We start from the raw sequence: 2,917 nt of genomic DNA on the forward strand, positions 1-2,917 counted from the left end.
CAACCTTGTCGCTCCAGCGGTCGCGCGCGGTCAGCATCAGAACCGGCATCTTGCGGCCTTCGCGGCGCCAGCGTTCGACAACGCTGATGCCGTCCATCTGCGGCAGACCTATATCGAGCACGATCGCGTCATATGGCTCGGTATCGCCGAGGAAATGCCCTTCTTCGCCGTCAAAGGCCTTGTCGACGACATAGCCGGCGTCGGTTAGCGCCTCGGAGATCTGGCGGTTCAGGTCCTTGTCATCTTCGACGACGAGTATGCGCATGCGTTTTTGCGACCAGTGGAAAGATGTCAGAGATATAGGCGATTCCGCCCTGACGGGAAATGCAGGCTAGCCTGCCGGCACAACGACCTCGACGCGGCGYGGCCGCTGGCCATCCTTGGCAGGAACCAGCACTACGATCACGCAGACAGACTGTCCGCCCTGATTGGACTCGGTTGCGCGGGCCAACGTGCCGCCCTGCTGGTCGGCTACCTGCTGGCCGATCGAGTAACAATCCGCGGCTGCCACGACAAATTCACCCGTCTCCGCTCTCGGCAATGGCGCGGCCTGCGCGGAAGCCGCAAACAGGCCTACCGCGCAGAGCGTGGTCGTGGCTGACCCGAATATGGAGCGAAGCGTTTTCATGCTGCGATTTCTAATACAGGAGTGCTGAACGTGGAATGAACGATGAATTCATGCAACTGGCGCCATTGCAAGCCTGCTAGCTTCCGCCGATGCGCTGTTTGGCCGAGACCCGGCCGAAGATCGCAATCAGCCCTGAAAGCGCAGTGATCGCCTGCAAAACCGTATCGGTCAACGCGGAATTGTCGACGCTGTCCACGGGCATGCCAGCGAGGCCCGCCAAGCCCAGCAACATGGTCACGACAGAGGCCCAGATGGTGCGCGAAAGATACCAAGGTTTCAGGTTCAACATGTTCTGATCCTTTCCAATGAAAGTCCTCGCCGCCTCAGGCCAACGCAATTCGGCGCGAGGCCGATATGCCCCAGCCGGAGGCAACGCTTAGCTGGCGAATGGTGATGTCGACTGCGGCCGGCGGCGCGCCGAAATCTGCCGCAATTTCAGCTGCCGGATAAATCCAGCCAGGTGTCGAAACCGTCATTGACCGCACGATGGGGCCGCCTGCGGAGGCTATGTCGATGCGATATTCTTCACGTTCCTCGCCGAGGGGAATATCGCTCGATTCCCAACTGTCGGCGTCGATGCGCCCGCGCCGGATCCATGAAAGCGACAGATCATTGCCCGCAGTCAGCTTCCCCCGGAAATGCACAGGAGAAAGTGGCAATAGCGCCCGCTTGCCACCGGTCTCCCGATGCGCCGAAAAGCTGGCACTGGAGAAATCGCCACCCAGCGGACCGACCCGCCAATTGAGCAGCAGCCCGACCTCGCCAGCCATCAGACCGGCGGGCACGACGGCAGCGTCGAGGACAACGAACGACGCGCCAATGACAGCACCGGCAGCAGCCGCGTCACCGGTGCCGAAGTGCCCGCGCAACAGGTTGCGCAGTCGCCAGAGCCCGGGCGCGGTCTCTTCGGCCATCTCGAACTGGAGCACCTCCCAGGCGCCGCCGGCAGATCGTACCGCCGCAAAGTTGGCGCCGTTGAGAAGCTGCAAACGACTGACGCTCGTCAGCTCGCCGCCATAAAGCTCAACTGTCAGCACGCCAGCGCGGTCAACCCTGCCTTCCCGGCCCGGCGAAAGCACTGCCGTCAGCCTGCCCATATCCGCCCGGCGGCCGACCGATCCCCGCAAGACAAAGCCGGTGTCCTCGGGCGAAACGAACAGCGCCTGACTTCTCCAGGGTTGCTGCGTCACCGCTACCTTGAATTGATCCTGCGGCAGCGCCGATCCGCCCGCCATCATCGGCAGATCGAGGAAGACTGCATGCGGCTGCCCAACCGCGATCGGCGGCAGCGGTTCCACATCGGGATTGGAAGAACTCCAAGGTGCCGGAACCACACGCGCAAGCTGGCGCGCGGTCACTTTGCGCACCAGTCCCTGCTCGATCTCCGTCACCAGGAATTCGGAGCGGCTGCCCGAGGCCGGCACCTTGACGATGCTACCGGGCCCGATGTCCGCGCGTGGCTCGGCAAGAGCGAAGCTCAGCCGTTCCCGCTCTTGCCAGGTCCTGCGCATCCAGTCTTCGGCCAGTGCGCTCGCCTGCCCCGCCTCCAGCATTCCAGGGAACGAAATCACGTGCTGCCGGCTTGTGGTCGGGGCAAACCTCGTACTCCTGGCCGACGCCGACTGGTAATCCGCGACGGGATCGCCATAGCTGATCAGAGCCTCCGCCGGCAAATCATGGTCGGGCGTGCGAACGGTCTCGACCACAGCACTTGCGCCGTCGAATGCCAGTTCAGTCAGTTCGATTGCCGCATCCTTCGATGCCGCCGCTTGCCTGAACACCAGCCCAGTCATCTCTTGACGGACCGACAGGCCGAACAGATCGACCAACGGTTCGAGTGCGGCCCTCGCCGAGGTCGGGTCGGAGATGACGTAACCGCTCACTGTGCCTTCGACACCGGCCACGTCAGCCGCAGGCAGATCGTGATCCGCTAGTATCTCGTTGATGAGATCGGACACATCGGGGCCGGCGAACCGACCATTCAGCCAGTGACCGCGGTACCAGGCATCGCCATCCGACCAGACCTTCGATTGCAATGGAAAAGCCGGATAGGGCCGCGCGTCCCACGCCCAGACATAGCTGCGCGCCACGTCGACCATGCGACCGCCATAGATCGGCGACAGCGGATTGTTTGCGGCATTGAAGCCAGCAGCAGCCGAATCCCAGTGTGAGGCATGGGCTTCCAGCAAGCGCCGCTGCGCGATATCCGACCGGCCGCCATTGGAAAAATGTGGAGCAGCACTTTCGGATGATTTGATATCAGGAAACATGTTGGGTTGGTTGGGCCCC

At 62.7% G+C, this 2,917-nt stretch carries 4 protein-coding genes; all 4 read right to left on the reverse strand.

Annotated elements, in window-relative coordinates; genetic code table 11:
* Nucleotides 1-265 (reverse strand): response regulator (locus tag AC1DUU_RS27990; protein WP_476786607.1); only part of this gene is annotated, 265 nt, incomplete at its 3' end.
* A gap of 66 nt (nt 266-331) precedes the next feature.
* Complete coding sequence (locus AC1DUU_RS27995; protein WP_476786608.1) at nt 332-628, reverse strand: hypothetical protein; 297 nt, start codon at nt 626-628, stop codon at nt 332-334.
* A 76-nt stretch (nt 629-704) separates the two neighbouring features.
* Nucleotides 705-917: a hypothetical protein gene (locus tag AC1DUU_RS28000; RefSeq protein ID WP_476786609.1), complete on the reverse strand. Its 213-nt coding sequence runs from the start codon at nt 915-917 to the stop codon at nt 705-707.
* Between the two features lie 34 nt (nt 918-951).
* Nucleotides 952-2,917: phage tail protein (locus AC1DUU_RS28005; protein ID WP_476786610.1), on the reverse strand; the 1,966-nt coding region annotated here is incomplete at its 5' end.

The organism is Aminobacter sp. P4_H6_2, from assembly GCF_056400805.1.

What these genes read in the sequence shown, in the direction of transcription:
- AC1DUU_RS28000 (WP_476786609.1), bottom strand. Translation starts at nt 917, where the DNA reads ATGTTGAACCTGAAACCTTGGTATCTTTCGCGCACCATCTGGGCCTCT.